Source organism: Streptomyces bathyalis, from assembly GCF_015910445.1.
In the GTDB taxonomy this organism is placed as follows: domain Bacteria; phylum Actinomycetota; class Actinomycetes; order Streptomycetales; family Streptomycetaceae; genus Streptomyces; species Streptomyces bathyalis.
Window position 1 is genome coordinate 1,142,000 of sequence record NZ_CP048882.1, and the last position, 15,763, is coordinate 1,157,762.

Below are 15,763 nucleotides of genomic sequence, written 5' to 3' on the forward strand. Positions count from 1 at the left end.
TCCATGAGAGTTTGTCCGAACAAACTTTGGCGTCGCCGTCACGCATCCGGCCCCGCCTGCGACGGCGCGCGGACGGGCCTGCGCGGATGTGCTCCCGGCTCAGGACCGGACGAGCAGCTGGAAGTCGAAGGCGTAGCGCGAGGCCCGGTACAGGTGCGAGGCGTACTCGACGGGACGGCCGGTGTCGTCGAAGGTCGTCCGCTCCATCGTCAGCAGCGGAGCGCCCGCGTCCTCCCCCAGCAGCTTCGCCTCCTCCGCCGTGGCGGCCCGGGCGCCGACGGACTGGCGCGCGCTGTGCAGCGTGACACCGAGGCCCCTCATCAGCCGGTAGAGGCCCGTCGTTTCGAGCTCCTCGCCACTCTCCCCCTGCAGCAGGTCGCCGGGCAGGTGGTTGCGGAGGAACGCCATGGGCTCGCCGTGGGTCAGCCGGAGCCGCTCCACCCGGCGAACCTGGGCCCCCTGAGCGACGGCCAGCGCGGCGGCGACCTCGGCCGTCGCCTCTTCCTTCTCGTAGCGCAGCAGCTGCGTGGCCGGGCGCTGGCCGGCCGCCTCCAGATCGTCGTAGAGGCTGCTCAGCTCCAGCGGACGCCGGACCTGACTGTGCACGACCTGGGTGCCGATGCCTCGGCGGCGCACCAGCAGGCCCTTGTCGACGAGCGACTGGATGGCCTGGCGCACCGTGGGACGGGACAGACCCAGCCGCCCCGCGAGCTCGATCTCGTTGCCGAGCAGGCTGCCGGGGGAGAGTTTGCCGCGTTCGATGGCGGTCTCGAGCTGTTGGGCGAGCTGGAAGTACAGCGGGACGGGACTGCTGCGGTCCACGCTGAACTCGAGGTCCACCGGATCATTCTTTGCCACGGGGGGAGCGTAGTGGGCGGGGCGGTCCACCGGAAGGCGTAAGTTCGGTTGTCCGGACAAAGCAGAACGTAGCGAACCCGTCCCTCCTCGTGGTTCGTCCAATTGTCCTGACAAAGTATTGACAGCTCTCGAACCGGCAGGCGAACGTACCCACATGCGCATCGGACTCATCGGCACCGGCCGGATCGGCACCTTCCACGCCCGCACTCTCAGCGGCGAACCCGAGGTGAGCGAGCTGCTCGTCACCGACGTCGACGCCCCGCGCGCCGCCGAGGTGGCCGAGGGCCTCGGCGCGGCAGTCGCCCCGTCCCCCGACGAACTCCTCTCCCGCGACCTCGACGCCGTCGTGATCGCCTCGGCGACCTCGTCGCACGCGAGCCTCATCAAGGCGGCTGCCGAGCGCGGACTTCCCGTCTTCTGCGAGAAACCGATAGCGCTCGACCTGCCCGGCACGATGGACGCGCTGCGCACGGTCGAGGATGCCGGAACCCTGCTGCAGATCGGCTTCATGCGGCGCTTCGACGCGGGGTACGCGGCGGCACGCGCCGCCGTGCGCTCCGGCTCCCTCGGCAGGCTGCACACCGTGCGGGCGGCCACCTCCGATCCGGCGCCGCCGCCCGCCGCCTACATCCCGCTCTCCGGCGGGCTCTACCGCGACTGCCTCGTCCACGACTTCGACGCGCTGCGCTGGGTGACGGGACGAGAGGTGCTCTCCGTGTGCGCGGCCGGCTCGGACGCGGGCCCGGAGATGTTCCGCGAGGCCGGCGACGTCGACACGGCCGCGGTGCTGCTCACGCTGGACGACGGCGTGCTGTGCACGGCGACGGCCACCCGCGTCAACGGCGCCGGGTACGACGTGCGCATGGAACTCGCGGGCGAGAAGGACCAGATCGCGGTCGGCCTCGACGCCCGCACGCCGCTGACGTCCGTCGAGCCGACGGCCGGCCCCTCGCAGGGAACCCCCTGGCCGGGCTTCCTGGAGCGGTTCGCCCCGGCGTACGAGTCCGAACTCTCCGCGTTCGTACGGGCGGTGCGGGGCGAGGCGCCCAACCCCTGCGACGGATATGAGGCGTTGGCCGCGCTGCGTGTCGCCGAGGCGTGCGAGCTCTCGCGCCGCGAGGGCCGCCCGGTGGCGGTGGCGGAGCTGTCCTGAGGACCTGACGGCGGGGCGCCGCCCCCGGCCTCCCCGCGGGCGGGCGGCGTCCGGCCGGCACTGCCCGGGAACCCCTTCGCGGCACGGTGCCGAGCGCTGTAGCGTCCGGGCATGGCCACCGTCTCGGACGACGAACTCATCACCGCCGCAACAGATGTGCTCAATCCGCACCGCGTGGGCGACCGGCTCTTCGGTGACGTGGGCTCGGCGCTGGTGACGGCTGCGGGAAACGTCTACCGGGGCGTGTGCATCGACACCGGCTCCGGCACCGGATTCTGCGCCGAGCACGCGGCGGTCGCCGCGATGGTCACCGCGCGGGAGTACCGCATCGCGAAGATCGTCGCCGTGTGGCGCAGCGACGAGGGGCTGCTGCACGTGCTGCCTCCCTGCGGCCGGTGCAGGGAGTTCGTACGGCAGATCGATCCGGGAAACATCGGCACCGAGGTCGTGCTCGGCCGGGGGAATTCCACGCCCCTGCGTGAACTGCTGCCCTTCAACGAGTGGCCCGCCCCGCTCGACGGAGCGCCGTGAGCGCCGCCGGTGCCCGCGCCTCGGCGGCAACTCCTCAGCGATGGCTCAGCACGTTGACCACGCACCCGTTCGGATCCAGGACGAAGAAGCGGCGCACACCCCACTCCTCGTCCTGCAACGGGTGCACGATCTGCGCCCCGCTGTCGACGACGGCCGCGTAGACAGCGTCCACGTCGTCCACCTCGACGCTCATGTCGGGCTGGACGGGCGCGGTCTCGTCGCGGCTCATGAAGATGACCTGGGCGGTGGGGTTGGACGGTGAGGCGAGCGTCATGACCCAGCCCATGTTCATCACCTCCTCGAGGCCGAGCAGCCCGTAGAAGTCGCGGCTGTCCTCCATGGCCTCGCTGCGGATGTCGGGTACGACGCGGCGGACGGACATCGAAGCTCCCTGGGTCGGCCGGCCCGGAAGGCCGGGGACGGATGTCCGGACCCTAGCCGCCGGGCGGAACCGCTGCCGCCCTGCCGCCCCGGCGCCCTGCGACACTGTCACGGCATCCACGCGCCCTTCTCACGCCGCCTGCCGCACACGGGCAGCGGCGAAGGCGCATCGCCCGGCAGTGAACGGCGGCGTGCCGGTCACCGCCTCGACCGACCCGGACGCACTCGCAGCGGAAGGCAGCCGGCATGACCGACGAGATCCCCGAGCCCGCGATCGTCCTCGACCTGGCCCCGTCCCTGGAAGAGAGCCTCTTCGACGCGGAGTCGCTCGCACGGCTGGAGGCCCTGGGCACCGTCACGCGCACCACCCCGGGCATCGACGGTGATGCGGAGCGGCGGCTGCAGGCCGATGTCCTGGTCACCGGCTGGGGATCGGCGCCCCTGCCCGCCCGCCGCGCGGACACGTGGCGGCTGTGGTTCATCGCACACAGCGCGGGCACCGTGCGGCATCTGGTGCCCAAGTCCCTGCTCTCGGACGGGATCCGGCTCACGCATGCCTCGGCCGCCATGGCTCGTTCCGTCGCCGAGACCGCTCTGTGGTTCACCATCGGCCAGTTGCGCTCGATGCACATCGTCGAGCAGGCCATGCGGCAGCAGCACGACTGGGAGCTGGCGAGGTCGCCCGGCCTCGGACGCACCGTCGCCGGCACCCGCATCGGCGTGATCGGCGCGAGCAGGGTCGGGCGGGTCTACATCGAACTGGTCCGCGCCCTGGGGGCCACCGTCGTCGTCCACGACCCGTACCTCCCGGACGAGGAGGCCCGCCAACTGGGCGTCCTCGCCACACCGTTGGAGACCCTGCTGCGCACCTGTCCCGTCGTCGCACTGCACGCTCCCGTGACCGACGAGACTCGCGGCATGCTCGGCGCGGAGCGGCTGGCGATGATCCCGGACGGCGGCATCCTGGTGAACACGGCACGCTCGGCGCTCTACGACACCGACGCGCTGACGGCGGAGCTGCGGCAGGGGCGGCTCAGCGCCTCCCTCGACGTCTTCGACGACGAACCCCTGCCCGCGGACAGCGAGTTGTGGGACCTGCCGAACGTCGTCCTCACCCCGCACATCGCCGGGGCCACGCAGCAGGGGTACAAGCTTCAAGGCAGGACCGTCGTCGACGAGACCGAGGCGTACCTCCAGGGCCGACCGCTCGCGCACGAGATCCACGCGTCGGCGTACGACCGGCTCGCCTGAGCGGCGGCCACGAGGACCGAGCGCCCAGGTCAGGGTGTGGCGGGCGGCTCCCCGACGCGGGCCAGGAGCTGGAAGATCTTCGCTGTGTGCGGGTACGGATGGCGGTCGGTCATCGCCAGTTCCAGGGCCTCCAGCGCGGAGAAGAAGTCCGGGTCGTGCTTGCGGGAGTCGTCGACGATGTGATCGTTGACGTTGCGGATCCCGCAGTGCTCGATGCCGGTGCAGCCCGACTCGGCCAGCAGCGGCGTGATCTCCTCGGCGGTGTGGAGCGTCAGTTCGGTCGCGAACGTCTCGCCGTGTGTCGTGCGCCGGTCCAGCGCGTCGAGCGCGGCGGCCGGGTCCAGCGAGCGCACCGCGAGGCCGAGCGCCGCAGCGTGCCGGTTGAGCGCCATGACGGACAGGACACCGCCGTCGCGTACGAGCGAAGCCGCGGTGCGGACCGCGGGCGCCGGATCGTCCAGGTACTGAAGGAGGTTGTGGCAGAGCACCACGTCGTAGCGGCTGCCCGTCACGGCCCCGGGCAGCTCGAACACGTCGGCCTCCACGGTGACGAGCCGCTCGCCGGTACCGTCCCGCTCAGCCCTCTCGCGCGCCGCGGCGAGCATGCCCGGGGAGAAGTCGGCGATGGTCACGTGGTGCCCGCGTCGGAGCAGCGGCAGCGCGTCACCGCCGTCGGCCCCGGCGAGGTCCAGCACCCGCAACGGCCCCGGGCCGAGCTCCTCCAGCCGGCGCTGCAGATTGAACTCGGCGAGCCTGTACCGCAACTGGCCCCAGGGGCTCTCCTGCCACACGCGCCACGAGTCGAGGGCTGCGTCGAACGGTCCGGGCACCAACGTGACCCTCCTCGGGCCGGAGCGGGCGGCTGCCGGATGAACGGTCCACCGCCCACGAGAGTGCCGGGCCGGAGCGGGCGCGTGGCCCAGAACGTGTGTCAGCTCGCCGCGGTATGCGCCGCGGTTTGCGCCGCGGCTTCGCCCGCGATACGTCCGAGGCCGACGGCGGTCAGCAGTCCGTTGCCCGACGAGTAGCCGCCGGCGCCGGACCGGCCGGAGATTCCCGCGGCGACTCCGCCCACCGCGTGAAGGCCCTGGATGACACCGCCGGCGGTGGTGCGCACTGCGGCGTGCTCGTCCACGTCGACGCCTCCCTGGGTGTGGAAGATCGCGGGAACGGAGCGGACGGCGCAGTACGGCGCGCGGAGGGCACCCATCGGGAAGTCGGTGCGTCCCATGGAGTCGGCGGTGCCCGTGACAGCCGCGTGCCGCTGGTCCTCCAGCGCCCGTTCGACGGCTGAGGTGTCGCAGCCGATGACAGCTGCGAGCGAGGGGGCATCGGGGGCTTCGCGGACGCCGCCCGCTTCCACGAGTTCGGCGAATTCCGGCTCGTGTTCGCGCACGAAGTCCCGGATCCGGGTGTCGAAGACGACGTGGCTCTCCTCGGCTGCCAGGGCGACGACCGGCGCGAAGCCGGAGTAGCCGACGCTCTCGTCGCCCATCCGGTCGCCGTGGGGCGAGAGCAGGAAGCCGCCCTTCTCGACGGTCGTCCAGCTGACGATGCTGCCGTGGGGATGGGCGAGCGCCGCGTACCCCTGGTAGGCGCCCATGTTCTCCAGCCGCGCACCGAGCGCGGCCGCCCAGGTGATGGCCTCGCCCGTGGAGCCCTCGGCCCCCGAGTACCGGGCACCGCTGATCCCGGGAATCCAGCGGGCGACCATGTCCCTGTTGTTGCCGAAGCCGTTGGACGCCAGCACGACGGCGGGGGCACGCAGCTCGTACGTCCCTGAGCGCGGGCCGTCGACCACGACGCCGTTGACGCGGCCGTCGTCGGTGAGGAGCCGCGCCACCGGGTTGCCCGTGACGACGTCGACGCCCAGGCGCCGGACGGCGGCGAGCAGGTCCCGCGTCAGGGACGCCCCGCGCCGGTCCGGTGGCGCGTGGAGGCGCGGGACGCTGTGCCCGACGTGCCTGTAGTCGGTGATGAGCCGCAGGTCGACGGAGTGGGACTCGACGAGCCACTCCACGAGGTCCGCCGAGCCCTCCGCCAGAAGCCGGAGCAGATGTCCGGTGCCGTGGGGGCCGCTCTGTCGCGAGAGGTCGGCGACCATCCGTTCCGCACTGTCCTCGATCCCGGCGTCCCGCTGGTAGCGGCTGCCGGCCGCGGGGATCGAGCCGGTGCTGACGAAGGTGTTGCCGCCGGGCCGGTCGAGCTTCTCCAACAGGGCGACGCCCGCGCCCTGTTCGGCTGCTGCGAGCGCCGCGGTGAGCCCGCCGCCCCCCGCGCCCACGACGACGACATCGGTGTCCCGCCCGTCCATCACGTCCCGGTCCATCACATGCCGTCGCCTTCGGCGCTGCGCAGCGCACGCAGCCGCGGGAGCAGCTCGGCGGTCGTCGAGACGTCGGCGTACTTCTGCGCCATGTCGAAGAGATTCACCTCGTGAACGACCGGGCTGCGGTCGTAGACCGCGTCGCTGGGGACGGCCACACGGAAGTTGAGCGAGAAGGCGTCGGTGACGCTGGAGCGCACACATCCGGAGGTGGTGCACCCGGTGATCACGAGGGTGTCCACTCCCGCCTCGACCAGGTAGCTCGTCAGGGGCGTGCCGAAGAACGCGCTCGGGTGGCGCTTCGGCAGCAGGACGTCTCCCTCAGCAGGCGCCACCTCCGCGACGAAGTCGTAGCCGTGTTCGGGGATGTTCATGATTCCCGGCACCTTGGCGCCGAGGCGTCCGGCGTCGTAGCTCTGCTTCGGTGCGACGTGCGGGTAGAGAACGGGCAGGCCCGCCTCCCGGAATTCCCCGAGCAGCTCCGCGATGCGGGGCACCGCGTCCCAGGCGACCTGTCCGCAGCTCGTGGTGAACTCCTGCGTCGCCTCCTCGAATCGAAGCGGGCGAGTGCCGGTCGTGCGGTACTGGACGTCGATGATCAGCAGGGCCGGACGTTTCCCGAGGCCGGCGGGCCTGCCGAACCCGGCCAGCTCGTAGTGGCGTCGCGTGGTCTCGTCGATCACGCCTGCCCCGCCGACGGTCCAGGGGTGTTCGTGTCCCATCAGGTCTGCCCCCTCTCTGCGGCGTCCAGCGCGCTCGCGCCGCTGTGCCGGCGTGAGAGGTAGCTCCCGCGGAGTGTGCTGGAGAGCCGGCCGTCGCGGACGGCGAAGTGGCCGCGCACCAGCGTGTGCACGATGCGGACGGGTGCCTGCCTGCCCTCCCACGGTGTGTAGCCGGCCGCGGAGTGCTGGCTGTCCGCGGAGATCTCCGTCGTGCCGTCGAGGTCGACGACAGCGAGGTCCGCGTCGGAGCCGACGCGGATGACACCCTTGCGCGGAAACAGGCCGAACAACTTCGCCGAGCGGGTGCTCGTCGCTTCCACCAGCCGCTCCAGCGGGACGCCGCGGCGCAGCCCCTCCCCGAGGGTGAGCGGCAACAGCACGCCGGTGCCTGGGAATCCGGCCGAGGCGGACCAGATGTCCTTCTCCTTGAACGAGCGGTGCCGCGCGTTGTGATCGGAGCCGACCGTGTCCACGCTGCCGTCGGCGACGCCCTGCCAGAGCGCCTCCAGGTCGGCCTCAGGACGCAGCGGCGGGTTGACCTTTCCATAGGTCCCGCACGGCGAGGACGTGGTCATCGTCAGGTAGTGGGTGCACGTCTCCACGAACAGGTTCGGGTAGGCGGTGCGCTGCATGCGCATCGCGTCGAGCCCGGCGGCGCTGGAGGTGTGCACGGCGTACGCCGACGCACCGGTGTCCGCCGCCAGGTAGGCGACGCGCTGCTCCGCCTCGGCCTCGACCACGGGGGGACGCGTCAGATGCCAGGCGTGCAGCGGGCCCCTGGACTCGTCCGGCGGGTCCTTGCGCAGCCGGCGGACGATCTCGATGTTCTCGGGGTGGGGGTTGACCATCGCGCCCGCGTCGGCCGTGGTGCCCAGCAGTTCGTACATGAAGCCGTCGTCGTTGCCGGGCATGCCGAGGTAGGCGCCCTCGTCGCCGCGGAAGTTCATGAAGAACTTGAAGCTGGAGACGCCGAGTTCGCGCACGTACGCCGGGACGGCGGAGACGTGTTCGTCCGTGCCGAGCACGAAGTGGAAGCCGAAGTCCGTGTGCGAACCCGACTCCATCACTGCCTTGGCGCTCTCGTGCACCTGCTCGTAGGGATCGGCGCTCATCAGGTAGACGAGCATCGAGGTGACGCCTCCGGCCACCGCGGAGGCGGTCTCCAGCTCCGCGTCGTCGGGGTCCTTCGGGACGCGGATGTCCTTGCCCAGGTGCACGTGCGGGTCGATGGCCCCGGGCAGCACGGTGCACCCGCGCAGATCCACCGACTCACGGGCCGCGGCCGGTGCGTCGCGGCCGATGATGCCCGCGATGAGACCGTCGTGGACGAGCAGGTCGGCCTCGGTCTGACCGACGTCCGGCAGGAAGACGCGGCCGCCGTGCAGCCTCAGGTCGTACTCGCTCACCGGCCGTCCGCCTCCCGGGAATCGCTGCCGTCGGCGTAGCGACGGTCGAGCTCGTCGAAGAGCGGCTTGTTGACCAGGCTCTGCCTGTCCGCCCAACTGATCATCAGATCCTGCGCGTTGCGGGTGTCGCCGTGCTTCGCGAGGTGGTCCAGGACCGCCCGCATTCCCGTCACGGCGCCCCGCATCGCCGCGTTGGCGTAGAGGGCCACCGAGAAGCCCAGCTCCCCGAGTTCGTCCGTGGGCAGCAGCGGGGTCAGTCCGCCCTCGACCATGTTGGCGATGTGCCGGCCGGGCACGGTGCGGGTGATGTGGGCCATCTCCTGCCTGCTCGTGGGGGCTTCGACGAACAGGATGTCCGCTCCCGCCTCGCTGAAGGCGGCCGCGCGCTCGCATGCGGCGTCGATGCCCTCCACCGCGCGTGCGTCGGTACGGGCGATCACCACGAGGTCGTCGTCGGTGCGGGCGTCGACTGCGGCGCGGATCTTGCCGACCATCTCGGCGGTGCCGATGATCTCCTTGTCCGCGAAGTGGCCGCACTTCTTCGGGCTCACCTGGTCCTCGATCTGGATTCCCGCGGCGCCGGCGCGCTCGAGTGCCCGAACCGTCCGCTGCACGTTGAGCGAGTTCCCGAAGCCGGTGTCGGCGTCCACGACGAGCGGCACCGACACGGCGTCGGCCATCGCCGAGACGTGGGCCGCGAGTTCACTCATTCCGAGCAGGCCCAGGTCCGGCATTCCGAGGAAGGTGTTGCTCACCCCGGCGCCGGACACGTACACGGCGTCGAAGCCCGACTGCTCCACGACCCTCGCGGTGAGGGCGTTGGGCGCCCCCGGCAGCACCAGCGGCCTGCCCCCGCGCCCGATCAGCTCCCGGAGTCTGGTGGTCCGCCTCATGTGCTCCTCAATCCGGTCCGGGTTCGCTGCCGTCTTCCTCGTCGTCACCGTTGCGCGGCAGCCCCAGCACGGACAGGGCGCTGTGCATCGAGCGATCGAGGTGGCGCTCCATCATCCGCGTGGCCTGCCCGGCGTCCCGGCTGCGCAACACCGTGACCAGGTCGGCGTGTTCGACGACCGCGGCCCTGGCGCGCATCGGCCGCTTCGCCGACATCGACCTGGCGAGCGCGAGCTGGCGCTGGACGTCCTGGGCGGCCCGCATCAGCGCCTGATTGCCGGCCAGGAGGACCAGCCGGAGATGGAAGTCGAGCTCCTGCGGGTAGGCGTGGCCGGACGACTCCCGGATGCGGCTCTCGGTGTCCGAGAGCATCGCGTCCAGGTCGTCCAGGTCCTCGTCGCCCGCCCTCTGGCATGCGAGACGCACGGCGTGCAGCTCCAGCGCGCTGCGCAGCTCGTACAGTTCGACGATGTCCTGCCGGGAGAACGTCCTCACGAAGGCACCCCGGTGGCTGATCACCGTCAACAGCCCCTCGCTGCTGAGGCGTTGGATGGCCTCTCGCAGCGGGCCGCGGCTGATGCCCAACTGAGCAGCGATCAGCACCTCGTTGAGCCGCTCCCCGGGGGCGATCGTGCCGTCGAGCACCATCTCCCGCAGGACGGCCTCGGTCGCCTGCGAGAAGGTGTTGTTCCTCGGCAGCGCCCGGCTCCGGGGTTCGGACATCATGTCTCCTCAGACGTCACGCAGTTCGGTCCCGGAAGTCTCCCGGAGAGTGAACGCGGTCACCAATGTGACCAGCGCCGTCCCCATGACGAACCAGGCGGGCGCCACCGGTGAGCCGGTGACGTCGACCAGCCAGGTGCAGATGTACGGCGCGGACCCGCCGGCGACGGCACTGCCGATGTTGAAGCCCAGCGCGATGCCGGTGTAGCGGACCCGGGTGGGGAACAGTTCGGCGAACGTGGAGAACGCCGCGCCCATGAGTGCGGCGTCGATCAGGCCGAGCAGCACGTGTGAGACGACGGCCCATCCGGTGCCCGCGTCGAAGAGCATGAACCCCGGAACGGGCAGGAGCACTCCCGCGACGGACGCGCTGATGAAGACCGGCCTGCGCCCGACACGGTCGGTGAGGGCGCCGAAGAACGGCATGAGCAGCGTGGAGACGGCGAGCGTCGCCGTCGTGGACCAGAAGGCAAGGTCCGCCGAGAGACCCACGACCTTCTGAAGATGGATGCTCACGTAGACGTAGAAGACGTAGTACGCGGAGAACAGCAGGATGGAAAGACCGACGCAGCGGGCGAGAGCTCCGCCGTGTGCCCGGAAGGTCTGCACGACGGGAGCACGGACCTTCTCCCCCTGCTCCGCGACCAGTTGGAAGTGAGGGGTGTCCGAGAGCCGCGAGCGTATCCAGAGGCCCACGACGCCGAGCGGGATGGCGATAAGGAAGGGAAGCCGCCAGCCCCAGTCGGACATCGCCGAGGCGCCCAGGGTCGTGGTCAGCAGGGAAACGGTCAGCGCCGCGGCCAGTGCCCCCGCCAGCGCTCCGGTCTGCGTGGTCGAGCAGTACAGGCCTCGCCGGGCGGACGGCGAGTGTTCCGCCACGAAGGATGCGGCGCCGCCCAGTTCGCCTCCCGCGGCGATGCCCTGCGCGCAACGTGCGAGTACCAGGAGCGCGGTGGCCCCCACACCCATCGCCGCGTACGTGGGCAGTATCCCGATGAGTCCGGACGCGGCGGCCATCAGGACGACGGTTGCCGCGAGGGCGTTCTTGCGGCCGAAGCGGTCACCGAAGTGTCCGAAGACGATGCCGCCGACCGGCCGCAGGACAAAGGCAAGCGCGAATGTCGCCAGCGTCGCGAGCAGTCCGGCCTGCGAATCGCCGCTGACGAAGAAGTGCGTCGCCAGGATGGTGGCGACGTATCCGTAGACCGCGAAGTCGAAGTACTCGACGACGGAGCCGATGGCGCCGGCCGCGATCACCCGCGGTGATATCTCTTGCGTGTGCCCCGCCGTGTGAACGGTGTCGGTCATGATCACCCTCCTGGCGATCCGGACATGGCGTACTGCCTGCCGCCCACGGGCGGCCGGCAGTCGAGGTCTGCGCCCGGGCGGGGAAAACCGGCAGCCGGCTTCTCGGGCGTAACAGCCGCGACCTGCACCTCGACTTCGTTGCCGGGTCGCGGATCTGGGGGACGCGGCCACCGTTCCCGCGGACACCGGACGGGCCGGCTCCGCAGGCGACCGGGTCGTCTCCGTCGCTGGCAGTAGATTGGTCCCCAGACTGAAAACTGTCAACAGTTTGCAGTTGACGAAGATGCCGTCACTCTCGGCAACGATCGGGAACGCCGTACGGCGTCAATGACTCCCGGCGGACCGCATCGCCCGAACTCGCCCCGGATTCAGGGCTGTTGGGCGGCCTCCGCCGGCTGCAGCAGCTTGACCATGAACGTGCAGGCGTCGGCGACGCGGTGGATGAGGCCCGCGCTGTCCTCGTAGGAACCGCAGTCGAGGTAGGGCGTCGAGTCGCGGTAGCCGAGCCGCTTGTAGAGGTCCTGCGTGCGCGGGTTGTTCTTCTCCACGCCGACGCCGACCTTGACGCGGCCCCGCGCGAGCACGAGCCCCTCGGCGGCCTGGATGAGGGCGGTGCCGACTCCCTGGGTGCGCAGCGTCTCCGGCCAGAGGCCGAGGCCGCTGATCTCGGAGCAGTCCGGGTGGACGGCCCTGACCTCCGGTGCCTGGCAGCCCTCCCAGATGACGTCGCAGCTGCCGACGGGCAGCCCGTCACGCCATGCGACGAGAAGGGTGGTTTCGCCCTCGCGATGCCGGAGGAAGCGGGAGGCATGGTCGCAGGCAGCACCGGGCGAGGGCATGTGCTCCTGGAGCAATGCCACGTCTGCTTCCCGGCACTCCCTGATTTGCATTGCCGACAGACTAGATTCTTCTTGTGTCTTTGAGGTGGCGGTTCCGAAGGCATGTGAGGCGGAACATGCGCTTCCCCCTCGGGACCGGGTCTCAGTGCCACCGATCGAACGGTGCGTCAACCCGCGGCGCGGAGCCCGTTACGGCGCCGGATGCGGGAAGCGGCTCAGTGCCCGCGTCACGGGGACGAGGCGGACCCGGCCGCCTCGAGCTTCTGCAGCAGAGTGCTGACGCGCTTGGCGACCGCTGCCTTGTCCCCCTGCGTGAGCGCCGAACCCATACCGCACGCGGCGGCGCCCGCGGCGATCCACTCGGGAGCGCTCTTGACGGTGACACCCCCGGTCGGCAGCAGCGGGGCCTGCGGCAGTGCCGCCCGCACGTCCTTGAGCCAGGACGGGTCGTGGGCGGACGCGGGGAAGAGCTTGAGCGCGTCGGCACCGAGCTCCATCGCCCGCACCATCTCCGTGGGCGTGGCGACGCCGGGGAAGACGGGTATGCCGTAGCGGTGGCCGGTGCGGATGACCTCGGCGTCCAGGGCGGGCGAGACGAGGAAGAGCGCGCCGGCATCGATCGCGGCACGGGCGGAGGCCGCGTCGAGGACGGTGCCGGCGCCGATGATGCATTCCGGCCCTGCCTCGCGGCGCAGGGTGGCCACGGCGTCCAGGGCGTAAGGCGTGGTCAGCGAGATCTCCAGGCTGTTGATGCCCGCGCCGATGAGGGTGTCCGCGGTGGAGGTGACTCCTTCGTAGCCGTCACTGCGGATGATTGCGAAGACGCGCTGCTCAAGGGCGGTTCGGGTGATCTCCCATCGGTACACGGCTGTGGCCGCCTCTCTTCTCGTCCGGCCGGGCGCTCGGCGGGACGGCTGGTCGTGATCCGTTCCTCCGCCGCGCCCCGCCTCTCACGGTGCGCTCGGTCTGTTCGTGCTTCGAGATCTCGGTCGGCGACAGGGGGTCTCGTTGCGGCCGGCAGTGTCGTGCACGCGGTCAGCGATGCACGGAATCGGAGCCCTTCAGGAACCCCGCCAGGGCGCGGTCCCGGACGTGGGCCGTCGGCAGCCCGTCGGTGTCGCCCGGCGCCTGCACCACCAGGGCGGCGACGCACGCCGCTTCGGCCAGGGCTTCTTCGGCGCTCCGGCCGCGCAGCCACGCCGAGAGCCAGCCGGCCGCGAACGCGTCGCCCGCGCCCACCGGGTCGCACACCGGAACGTCGAAGGGTTCCTGTGTGCACTCCCCGTCCCGCCCGAGGGCGGACGCCGAGTGGTCACGGCGCTTGACGACGACGGTGCGGGCGCGCCCCATCGTCAGCAGGGCCTTCGATGTCTCCTCGGCTCCCCCGCCCAGCAGCAGCTCCAGTTCGTCCTCCCCCGCCAGCACGAGGTCGGCCTCGCGCAGCAGCGGACCCACGGTGCGGATCCACTCGTGCTCGGTCCCCAGCTTGCGGCGTACGTTCGGGTCGAAGGAGACCGCGGCGCCGGCCTGGCGGGCCCGCTCGACCAGCGCCCAAGTGGCCTGCGCCGCCGACTCCGAGAGCATGGGTGTGATGCCCGAGACGTGCACCACCCGGGCTCCTTCCAGCATCTCCAGGCGGATCTGGTCCGCCGAGAGCAGCGATCCGGCGGAGCCGGCGCGGTAGTACTGCACGTCGATCACGCGCTGCGGATGGCTGTCGCGCAGCAGCAGCCCGGTGGGGGCCGCGGGATCCATCTCGGCGCCGGAGACGTCGACCCCGTCCGCGCGCAGCTCGCGGAGCACGGCCTCGCCGGCGGGATCGTCGCCGACGCGGCCGATCCAGCGGGCCCAGTGGCCGAGGCGGGCGAGACCCTGGGCGACGTTGGACTCGGCGCCCGCAACGGAACGGCGAAAGGAGGCGGCGCGGTCCAGCGGCATGCCGGGCTCGGCGAGCATCAGCAGCATCGCCTCACCGCAGGTAATGGCCTCCGGTCCGTTTACCACCGGTTTCTCCCCACATCTGCCACCAAGGCATCACTCTCTGTGGAGACGTTACCCGTTCACACGGACAATGCCACCCCCGGAGGCGGACTTCCTCCCCCGTCGAGGAAGCGGCGCAGCGGCAGCGTTGCAGCGCCGACGGTCACGGCGTCCGGGCCGAGCCTGCACAGTTCGACGGCCGTACGGGCCGCCGGGTACCGGAGAGCGTACGCGCCCGTCGCCTCCCGCACAGCAGGAAGCAGCTGTGGCCCGAGCAACAGTCCGGCCCACCCTCCGATCACTATCCGTTCAGGGTTGAACAGGTTGACCAGATCGGCGATGCCGGCGCCCAGGTACTCGGCTGTCTCCGCCAGTACGTCCGCGGCGATGCGGCCATCGGCCCCCTCACCCTCTCCCGCGGCCAGGAGTGCGGCGAGGGCCGACTCCTCGTCGTCGGTGCCGGGTTCGCCGCCCGCCTCGCGCCAGCGCTCGATCACCGCACTCGCGCCCACGTACGCCTCCAGACAGCCGCGCGCCCCGCAGCGGCAGCGGCGGCCCCCGACGGTGAGCACGGTGTGGCCCCACTCCCCGGCGCCGCTGGAGGCGCCTCCGTAGGGCTCGCCGCCGGTGACGACGCATGCTCCGACGCCGGAGCCGATGAGCGCGATCACGGCGTCGCGCGCACCGCGTCCCGCCCCGAACCACATCTCGGCCTGGCCGAGGGTCTTCGCGCCGTTGTCGATGTGGAGCGGCGCCCGCTGCTCTCCGGCGAGAGCTCCCCCCTCGGGGAGCCCGGCGGACTCACGCAGCATGGCCTCCAGCGGGACGGCGTCCCAGCCGATCGTCTGGCCGTGCACCACGGCTCCGCGGTCCTCGCGCCGCTCGACTATGCCGGGCACGCCGATGCCCACGCCCAGCAACGGCCCCGTGGACGCGCCGACTTGGGCGAGCACCGCGGCGAGGCCCTTCTCGATCAGCTGCACGACGAGCGCCGCGTCGTGCCTGCCGTCGTCCAACGGCTGCTCGCTGCGCGCCACTTCGGTGAGCTTCAGGTCGAACAGCTCGACCCGCACCCGGGTTTCGCCGACGTCGACGCCGACGAGACAGGCGCTGTACGGCGCGACGCGCAGCAGCGTACGCGGGCGGCCGCCGTCGGAGCCGACCGATCCGGCCTCCTCCAGGACGCCCTCGGCGAGGAGTTCGGTGACGACATTGCTTATCGACCCGGAGCTGAGGCCGGTGGCGGGGCCCAACTCCTGTCTGCTGAGCGGACCTTCGAAATACAGCCGGCGAAGCACGGACGCGCGGTTGCTACGCCGCAGGTCGCGTACTGTTCGCCCGTCATATCCGCCCATCAGCTGCCCTCCTCTGTCAACATACCTCTGTCAGAAGTC

Annotated in this window: 16 protein-coding genes; 3 read left to right on the forward strand and 13 right to left on the reverse strand. The window is 71.3% G+C overall.

The features are described from left to right. Positions 1-99: 99 nt before the first annotated feature. Positions 100-822 (reverse strand): GntR family transcriptional regulator, encoded by a 723-nt coding sequence (locus tag G4Z16_RS05030; protein ID WP_281393785.1) that lies wholly within the window; start codon positions 820-822, stop codon positions 100-102. A 190-nt stretch (positions 823-1,012) separates the two neighbouring features. Between G4Z16_RS05030 and G4Z16_RS05035 the strand changes: the two genes are divergently transcribed. Together G4Z16_RS05035 and G4Z16_RS05040 are read left to right on the forward strand one after the other, a co-directional pair. After that, positions 1,013-2,011, forward strand: a complete 999-nt coding sequence (locus tag G4Z16_RS05035; RefSeq protein ID WP_197349386.1) for a Gfo/Idh/MocA family protein — start codon at positions 1,013-1,015, stop codon at positions 2,009-2,011. A 111-nt stretch (positions 2,012-2,122) separates the two neighbouring features. After that, positions 2,123-2,542: a cytidine deaminase family protein gene (locus tag G4Z16_RS05040; RefSeq protein ID WP_197349387.1), complete on the forward strand. Its 420-nt coding sequence runs from the start codon at positions 2,123-2,125 to the stop codon at positions 2,540-2,542. 34 nt (positions 2,543-2,576) lie between these two features. Here the strand turns inward: G4Z16_RS05040 and G4Z16_RS05045 are convergent, their stop codons facing one another. Then, positions 2,577-2,924: a VOC family protein gene (locus G4Z16_RS05045; protein ID WP_197349388.1), complete on the reverse strand. Its 348-nt coding sequence runs from the start codon at positions 2,922-2,924 to the stop codon at positions 2,577-2,579. Between the two features lie 245 nt (positions 2,925-3,169). On the opposite strand from G4Z16_RS05045, the gene G4Z16_RS05050 reads away from it, so the two are divergent. Continuing rightward, positions 3,170-4,174 carry a hydroxyacid dehydrogenase gene (locus tag G4Z16_RS05050; protein ID WP_197349389.1) on the forward strand — a complete coding sequence of 335 codons (1,005 nt, stop codon included), beginning with the start codon at positions 3,170-3,172 and terminating at the stop codon, positions 4,172-4,174. A gap of 29 nt (positions 4,175-4,203) precedes the next feature. Here G4Z16_RS05050 and G4Z16_RS05055 read toward each other — a convergent pair whose 3' ends face one another. The 11 genes from G4Z16_RS05055 to G4Z16_RS05105 form a co-directional block, all read right to left on the reverse strand. Then, entirely contained in the window at positions 4,204-5,004 is an 801-nt protein-coding gene (locus tag G4Z16_RS05055; RefSeq protein ID WP_246530686.1) for a class I SAM-dependent methyltransferase, read from the reverse strand. Positions 5,005-5,105: 101 nt separating this feature from the next. Next, positions 5,106-6,503 (reverse strand): FAD-dependent oxidoreductase, encoded by a 1,398-nt coding sequence (locus G4Z16_RS05060; protein WP_246530687.1) that lies wholly within the window; start codon positions 6,501-6,503, stop codon positions 5,106-5,108. Then, positions 6,503-7,222 (reverse strand): isochorismatase family protein, encoded by a 720-nt coding sequence (locus G4Z16_RS05065; protein ID WP_197349391.1) that lies wholly within the window; start codon positions 7,220-7,222, stop codon positions 6,503-6,505. Before G4Z16_RS05065 ends, G4Z16_RS05060 begins: the two co-directional genes overlap by 1 nt. After that, complete coding sequence (locus tag G4Z16_RS05070) at positions 7,222-8,628, reverse strand: dihydroorotase (RefSeq protein ID WP_197349392.1); 1,407 nt, start codon at positions 8,626-8,628, stop codon at positions 7,222-7,224. The genes G4Z16_RS05065 and G4Z16_RS05070 overlap by 1 nt, the downstream gene beginning before the upstream one ends. Beyond that, entirely contained in the window at positions 8,625-9,521 is an 897-nt protein-coding gene (locus G4Z16_RS05075; RefSeq protein WP_197349393.1) for an isocitrate lyase/PEP mutase family protein, read from the reverse strand. The genes G4Z16_RS05070 and G4Z16_RS05075 overlap by 4 nt, the downstream gene beginning before the upstream one ends. 7 nt (positions 9,522-9,528) lie before the next feature. After that, a complete protein-coding gene (locus G4Z16_RS05080; RefSeq protein WP_197349394.1) occupies positions 9,529-10,242 on the reverse strand; it encodes a GntR family transcriptional regulator in 714 nt (237 codons plus the stop codon). 9 nt (positions 10,243-10,251) lie between these two features. Then, positions 10,252-11,550, reverse strand: coding sequence for an MFS transporter (locus tag G4Z16_RS05085; RefSeq protein WP_246530688.1), 1,299 nt, complete (start codon positions 11,548-11,550; stop codon positions 10,252-10,254). Positions 11,551-11,918: 368 nt separating this feature from the next. After that, positions 11,919-12,410, reverse strand: a complete 492-nt coding sequence (locus G4Z16_RS05090) for a GNAT family N-acetyltransferase (protein ID WP_343070676.1) — start codon at positions 12,408-12,410, stop codon at positions 11,919-11,921. Between the two features lie 206 nt (positions 12,411-12,616). Further along, entirely contained in the window at positions 12,617-13,255 is a 639-nt protein-coding gene (locus tag G4Z16_RS05095) for a bifunctional 4-hydroxy-2-oxoglutarate aldolase/2-dehydro-3-deoxy-phosphogluconate aldolase (RefSeq protein ID WP_197349396.1), read from the reverse strand. Between the two features lie 169 nt (positions 13,256-13,424). Next, on the reverse strand, positions 13,425-14,354 hold the full coding sequence (locus G4Z16_RS05100) for a sugar kinase (protein ID WP_197354173.1): 930 nt from the start codon (positions 14,352-14,354) through the stop codon (positions 13,425-13,427). A 95-nt stretch (positions 14,355-14,449) separates the two neighbouring features. Further along, positions 14,450-15,724 carry an ROK family transcriptional regulator gene (locus G4Z16_RS05105; RefSeq protein WP_197349397.1) on the reverse strand — a complete coding sequence of 425 codons (1,275 nt, stop codon included), beginning with the start codon at positions 15,722-15,724 and terminating at the stop codon, positions 14,450-14,452. Positions 15,725-15,763: the final 39 nt, after the last annotated feature.